This window comes from Henriciella sp. (genome assembly GCF_049649345.1).
GTDB lineage: Bacteria > Pseudomonadota > Alphaproteobacteria > Caulobacterales > Hyphomonadaceae > Henriciella.
The window spans coordinates 1-6,983 of the sequence record NZ_JBARZC010000625.1 but is presented as its reverse complement, the minus strand read 5'-3'; the positions used below and the strand labels follow the sequence as shown (position 1 = coordinate 6,983).

5 protein-coding genes are annotated in these 6,983 nt (G+C 63.6%); 1 reads left to right on the top strand and 4 read right to left on the bottom strand.

Going from position 1 to position 6,983, the window contains the following annotated elements; translation table 11 throughout:
• Positions 1-42: 42 nt before the first annotated feature.
• From recQ to WA989_RS17340, 3 genes are all read right to left on the bottom strand, one after another.
• Positions 43-1,884, bottom strand: coding sequence for a DNA helicase RecQ (gene recQ / locus WA989_RS17350; protein WP_424341734.1), 1,842 nt, complete (start codon positions 1,882-1,884; stop codon positions 43-45).
• A 60-nt stretch (positions 1,885-1,944) separates the two neighbouring features.
• Entirely contained in the window at positions 1,945-3,669 is a 1,725-nt protein-coding gene (locus WA989_RS17345) for a tetratricopeptide repeat protein (RefSeq protein WP_424341733.1), read from the bottom strand.
• A 79-nt stretch (positions 3,670-3,748) separates the two neighbouring features.
• Positions 3,749-4,720 (bottom strand): histone deacetylase family protein, encoded by a 972-nt coding sequence (locus tag WA989_RS17340; RefSeq protein ID WP_424341732.1) that lies wholly within the window; start codon positions 4,718-4,720, stop codon positions 3,749-3,751.
• On the opposite strand from WA989_RS17340, the gene WA989_RS17335 reads away from it, so the two are divergent.
• Positions 4,719-6,047 carry an MATE family efflux transporter gene (locus tag WA989_RS17335; protein WP_424341731.1) on the top strand — a complete coding sequence of 443 codons (1,329 nt, stop codon included), beginning with the start codon at positions 4,719-4,721 and terminating at the stop codon, positions 6,045-6,047. The genes WA989_RS17340 and WA989_RS17335 overlap by 2 nt on opposite strands.
• Here WA989_RS17335 and WA989_RS17330 read toward each other — a convergent pair.
• A partial coding sequence (locus WA989_RS17330) for a quinone-dependent dihydroorotate dehydrogenase (protein WP_424341730.1) occupies positions 6,007-6,983 on the bottom strand: 977 nt, incomplete at its 5' end. The two genes, WA989_RS17335 and WA989_RS17330, sit on opposite strands and share 41 nt — an antisense overlap.

The following is a 6,983-nucleotide window of genomic DNA, read 5'->3' as shown; positions in this document are numbered from 1 at the left end:
GTCTTAGAAAGGGCAACGAGGCCATCTTGCAAGGGTTCCGCTTCAGGCGGCAGCGGCAACGAGTTCAGAAATCTCAGCGGCGTAGCGGCTGGCTTTCTTCTCACCCACCCCTGAAATCGCCAATAAGGCCTCTTCGCCAGCCGGACGCTCCTGCGCGATGGCGGCCAGCGTCTTGTCATGGAAGATGACATAGGGCGGCACGCCCTTGGCCTTGGCGGTTTCGAGCCGCCAGGTCCGCAGCGCGTCGAACAGGGCGCGATCACGCTCCGACATGTCCATGGAGACGGCCGACGCAGATGACTTTTTGGCACGGCGGGATTTGCGATGTGTTGGGTCTTCGCGCAGCCAGACCTCGCGCTCGCCGCGAAACAGCGCTTTGGCCGCGTCGGCGTCCGGAACGACAATGACAGGCCGCATCACATCGCCGCCCTCGGCCAGCAGGCCGGAGAAGAGAAGCTCATCAAACACCGCATTCCATGCCGGTTTCGAAAGCGCTTCGCCAATACCATAGGTCGAGAGTTTGGAGAGGTCCTCGTCAAACCCATCCTTGGCCTGTCCGGTGAGATGGATGATCAGCCGCCCGCGCCCGATCCGCTGGCCGCAGCGGATGACGGCTGAGACCGCCATCTGCGCAAATTTCGTGGCATCAAATCCGGCGCCGGGCTCGCGCTGGCAATTGTCACACTCGCCGCAGGGCTCAACTTTCGTCTCGCCGAAATACTTCCGCACTGCGCCGCGCCGGCAGTCCGTTCCATTAAAGAATGCATAAAGTTGCCGAGTCTTGTTGAGCTGGACGCGGCGAACCTCTTCGGCCGCATCGCTGTCCATCGTCCAGCTGATCGAGCGGCGCAAATCTGCCGGGCCATAGAGCGCATAGCCCTCGGCCGGTTTGCCATCGCGCCCGGCCCGGCCGACTTCCTGCCAATAGGCTTCCAGCGTCTTGGGCGGGTCGGCGTGGATCACAAAGCGCACATCCGGCTTGTCGACACCCATGCCGAAGGCGACGGTCGCGCACATGGTGATGCCGTCTTCCAGCAGGAAACGGCGCTGTCTTTCTGCGCGGATCTGTCCGTCCAGCCCGGCATGATAGGCAAGCGCCGGGACGCCGGCCCGTTCCAGCGCTTCTGCGAGCTTTTCGGTCCCATCCCGCGTCGCCGCATAGACGATGCCACTTTCGCCCTTATGGGCTTTGACCAGCGCGACGACCCGGTCCGATTTGCCGCCAGATTTCGGTTCGGCGCCGAGCGTCAGATTCGGCCGGTCGAAGCTTGCGACATGGATGGCGGGCGCGTCCAGGTCGAGCTGCGCGAGGATATCGTCGCGCGTGCGCTCGTCTGCCGTCGCGGTGACGGCGATGCGCGGCACACCGGGAAAGAGCTGTTTCAGCCGGCTGAGCGCGCGATAGTCCGGCCGGAAGTCATGCCCCCACTGGCTGACGCAGTGCGCTTCATCGATCGCGATCAGCGAGATGGCGAGCTGCGAGACGCGCTGGCCCATGCCATTGGCGAGCGCTTCGGGCGAGACATAGAGCATATCCATCTCGCCGCGTGCAGCCGCTTCGATCGCAGCCGTTTTCTCCTCATAGCCCATGGACGAGTCGAGCCGCTCGGCCCGGACACCAAGCGCCTTGAGCGCGTCGACCTGATCGGCCATCAGAGCAATCAACGGCGAAACGACGAGGCCGACGCCGGGGCGCAGGATAGACGGGATCTGGTAGCAGAGCGACTTGCCCCCGCCAGTCGGCAGGACGGCGAGCACATCCTGGCCCGCCATGACGTCTTCGATCACATCGCCCTGAAGCCCGCGGAAGGCATCATAGCCATAGACCCGTTTCAGGATCTCGATCGGCGTTTCGGGTGTGGAGGTCTGGGCAGCAGCGCTCATTGCCTACCCATGCCCGGAGTCGGCCGGGGCAGGCAATGGACGTCTTCCATCGGGTGTGGACTAGAGCCGCGAGCCGGTCAGCTCGACGTCGGCATTGGCCCAGACCTCGTCGAATTTGGCCTTCACCTCGCCGGCCTCGTCGGACTTGTCTTGCGCTTCGAGCGCCATCATCAGCCCGTACATCGACCAGCCATTGCGGGGATAGTCCTCAAGGTCCTCGCGGTACACCGCTTCGGCCTCGGCAAACCGGTCAGCCTCCAACAAGGCTTCTCCGAGCGACTGGCGCGACGGATAATACCAGAAGGGCGGCTCCATATAGGGCAGCGAATCCTGCAGGCTGACGGCCTGACGATAATGGATTGCCGCCGAGTTCGGAATGCCCCGCGCCATATCGATTTCGCCAAGCAGGAGATGATCGGCGATGTTCAGCAGAACGCTTGCCGGATAATCATTCGTGTCCATGAAATTGATCTGGACCGAATCCTTGAGGCCCGCGAGCGCTTCGCGTTCGGTGACGGCCTCATCAGCCTTGCCGAGCCGGGCAAGCGCAACGCCGCGCGCATAATGGTGCATGGCGTTTGAGTAATCGAGCTCTGCCGGCGGCGCGTCCATGGCGAGGATGTCGTCCCATTTGCCGAACTGGACATGGGCGAGCACCGGGATCGTCTTGAAGAACTCAACGGTTGGGAACTGCTTGATCTGCTCGAGGCGCACATTGTCTGCGAGCTTCTGCGCATTCGCGAGTGCGGTCTCACTGTCGCCGCCCATGCTCGAGGCCGCCCACAGGAAGTGGATATTGTGCGGGTAGTAGAGCGCCGGATAGAAGCCCTGCGCATTGCACTGGGCGATATAGGCCTCGTCCACCGCCGCCGCCTTCACATTGGCCGTGGCCGCATCCTCATAGCGCCCGACACGCCAGTAGATGTGCGCCGGCATATGCACGAGATGGCCTGAGGCCGGCACGAGGTCGGCCAGCCTGTCAGCCTCATCTTCGGCGCGTCCCGGATTTGTGGAGGCCTCAACCGCATGGATGTAGAGGTGCAGGGCGAGCGGATGCTCGGGCGAGCGCTCGAGGATGCCTTCTAGCGCATCGATCACCTCGACGGTTTCGGGTTTCGGCTCGCCATCGGCTGACCAGTAATCCCACGGCATCGTGTTCATCCATGCCTCGGCATAGATGGCCGCAGCGTCGTCATCACCCGGATAAGCCTCGACATAATCGCCCACGGCTTCGGCCCAGGCAATGTCGAGCGGTGCGCGCGGTGTTGCCGGATCGCCATTATACCGCGCCGCCAGCGCCTCGATCAGCGCCTGTTCCTGCGCGCTGGCACTGGCTTTGAGAGCGACCGCCTTGTCGATCGCGGCCTTTGCTGCAACCCGGTCGGCGTCGGCCATCACGGCCTTACCCTTGCTCGTCACGTTGATGTTCGGGCCGGTCGCGAGTGCCTCGCCCCAATAGCACATGGCACAATCAGGATCGAGTTTCTGGGCCGCCCGGAAAGACCGGATCGCCTCGGCATGATTGAAGCCGAAAGCGAGCACCATGCCCTGGTCGAAATAGCGATTGGCGTCTTCGCTGTCCGTCGTGATGCCCCGATGATAATCGCCCATCCCCTCGAACAGAGGCGCACCCGCCCTCTCCGCGAGCGTCATCTCGCTCGATACCTCTGCCTCCGCTTCCACGGGCGGATCGCTCGCGACCGCAGGCGCCAGATCGTCACTTGTCGTTGAAACACAGGCCGTAGCCATAAGCGCGCAGACCGCGCTTGCCGTAAATAGTCTCATTGGTCCCTCCACCCTGCGCCCCCGCAGTTAAGAAAGATCCCCGCCGAGCGTTTACCACAACCAGGCCCGAACCAGAAGCTCACACCACGATTTTCAACGCCGCTTTCAGCGCCTCAACCATGAACGTATGGCGCATGGCCACCGCGCGGGCATCTTTCGAGTAGCCGCCCCCCAGAACACCGACGACAGGAATGGAGCGGGAGCGACAGGCCTCTGCCACCATTTTGTCGCGCGCTTTCAGACCATCGTCGCTGAGCTCAAGATGGCCGAGGCGGTCCTCGGCATGCGGGTCAACGCCAGCATTGTAGAAGACAAGGTCCGGCGTCGTGCGCGCGAACACGTCTTCGAGCATGCCTCTGAGCGCGTCCAGAAAAGCCGCGTCGCCTGTGCCTTTGGGGAGACCGACATCGAGATCGGAGGGTGGCTTTTCGCGCGGCCAGTTTTCCTCGCAATGGAGCGATGCGGTAAAGACTCGTGGTTCATTCGCAAAGATGCGGGCGGTGCCGTCGCCATGATGAACATCGCAATCGATGATCGCGATCTGGCGGGCAAGGCCTTCTTCGAGCGCGAGCCGTGCCGCCACGGCGACATCATTGAACACGCAAAAGCCGGCCCCGCCTTCATAGTCGGCGTGATGGCTTCCGCCGGCGAGATTGACCGCCGCGCCATGCTCGAGCGCCAGCCCCATGGCCAGGCAGGTCCCGCCGACAGACGCCCGCGTCCTCGCGGCGATGGCGGGCGTCATCTCAAATCCGACACGGCGGGCGGTCTTGTAGTCCAGTGAAGAGGTCAGCACCGCGGTGACATAGGCCGGGTCATGCGCCAGATGCAGCCAGCTTTCAAGCGCATGGGCCGGGATGACAAATGTCTCGCCGCGCGCGCGCAATATCTCCGCCACAAGCGAATATTTGCGCATCGGGAAGCGGTGGCCGTCTGGCACCGTTGATGCGTCATAATCTGCATGGTGGATGACAGGCAGCGACATGCTCTGGCAGGTGCGCCTTCGCCAGTGATTGTCAAGCGGCGCGGCGGTCAATAAGCCATCGGCCATGGCAACCGAGACGCTCTCCCGCTCCAAAGTCATGGCGCTCGCCGTGCCGGTCATGCTGGCGCAGGCGGCGACGGCGACGACGGGCGTCGTCGATACCGCTGTGATGGGCCTCTATGGCGACAAGTTCGATCTTGGCGCAGTGGCCGTGGCCAGCGTGGTCATGAGCTTCCTCTACTGGGCGTTCGGCTTCCTGCGCATGTCGACCACAGGGCTGACGGCGCAAGCCAAGGGGGCTGGCGATAATGTCGAGGTCCATTCGGTCCTGCAGCGTGCGCTGCTCCTCGGCGGCGCACTTGGCCTGACCATCCTGATCCTGTCGCCTTTGCTAAAACTGATCGTGTTCGAACCCTTCTCGGCGGGCGACAATGTCAAGGATCTCGCCCGCGCCTATTTCGACGCGCGGGTCTGGGGCGCGCCGGCCGTGCTCATGGGATACGGCATCACAGGCTGGCTGCTCGGCACGGGGCGGACGGGCCAATTGCTCGCCTTCCAGATCGTGATGAACGGCGTCAATGCGGGTCTCGACATCTGGTTTGTGGCCGGGTTGGACTGGGGGCCAGCCGGGATCGGCGCGGGCACCGCAATTGCCGAATGGGTGTCGGTGGCGTTCGGTCTGTTTCTGGTGCGCGGCGGGCTTTCGCGCTCGAAAGGCCTGTTCGACCGCGCAAAGCTCTCAGCCCTGATCAATGCCAATCGCGACATCCTGATCCGCACACTCGCTTTGCTTTTCAGCTTTGCGTGGTTCGTGAATTCCGGCGCGAGCCTTGGGGCGGCGGAGCTTGCGGGCAATGAAGTCCTCCTCCAGTTCGTCACCGTCTCGGCCTTCGTCCTCGATGGCTTTGCCTTCGTTGCCGAGAAGGAAATCGGCGAGGCCTATGGGGGGCGCGATCGGGCGCGGCTGATGCGCGCCATGCGGCTGACGACAGAGCTCGCCCTTGCCTTCGCTGCGGTGATCTCGCTGGCTTATTACCTTACAGGCGGCTGGATCATTCAGAGTTTCGTCTCGGACGCGGAAGCCCGGCAAGTCGCCCTCGCTTTCCTGCCCTATTGCGCGATCATCCCCCTGCTCGGCCTGCCCGCCTGGCAGCTCGACGGCTTCTTCCTGGGGGGCACACAGGGCAAGGCGCTGCGCAATGCGGGCTTGGCCTCCTGCCTTCTTTATGTCGGGACGGACCTGCTGCTGCGGCCCGCTTTCGGGAATGTTGGCGTCTGGTCGGCGTTCCTGACGATGTATGTCTGGAGGGCCGGCGCGCTCGGGCTCTACCTGCCGTCCATGATCGCAAAGACTAGCGCAGATCCGCGCCGACAGCCTGCTCGACCGACGTGAAGCCATCGGCTCTCAGGCGCGCCGCAAAATCCTGATTGATCTCGGCCACAAGCGACGGCCCATGATAGGCGAGCGCGGAGTAGAGCTGCACGGCATGCGCCCCTGCCCTGATCTTGGCGTAGGCGTCCGCCCCCGCGGCGATGCCGCCCGCGCCGATCAGGTCGAACTCGCCCATCATCTCGGAGGCAAATTCGCGCAGCACACGCGTCGAAGGCGCCAGGAGCGGCGTGCCTGACAGCCCGCCCGCCTCGCCCTTGTGCTCGCTTTGCAGCGTGTCCGGGCGCGCAAGGGTGGTGTTCGAGATGATCAGGCCCGACAGCCAGTGGCCGGACCCGCGAACGGTGTCGATGATGTCGCGGATGGCGGTTTCGTCGAGATCCGGCGCGACCTTGAGGAAAACCGCCTTCCAGTCCTCCTCTTCCTCGAACCGGCCCTTATCCTTGAGGTCCTCGCAATAGGCCTTCTGTGCCGTGTCGCGCGCGGTGCCGCAACGCTCCAGCAACTCCTCCAGCGCGCCCTTGTCCTGCAGGCCGCGCAGGCCGGGCGTATTGGGGGAAGAGATATTGATCGTGATGTAGTGAGCGTAAGGATAGACCGCTTCGATGCCGGCTTCATAATCGGCTATCCGGTCTTCGCTGTCCTTGTTGGCCCCGACATTTGCGCCGACAGGCGATAGCCGGTCACTGGCCTTGCGGATGCGGGCGGTAAAGGCCCGAAGGCCCTCATTGTTGAAGCCCATCCGGTTGATGACGGCCATGTCCTCCTTCAGCCGGAAGAGGCGGGGCTTGGGATTACCCACCTGGGGCCGCGGCGTGACGGTGCCGCATTCGACAAAGCCGAAGCCAAAGCGGAGCATCTGCTCGAACACTTCGGCATTCTTGTCGAAGCCTGCGGCCAGCCCGACCGGGTTGAAGAGCTGCAGGCCCGCATTCGGCA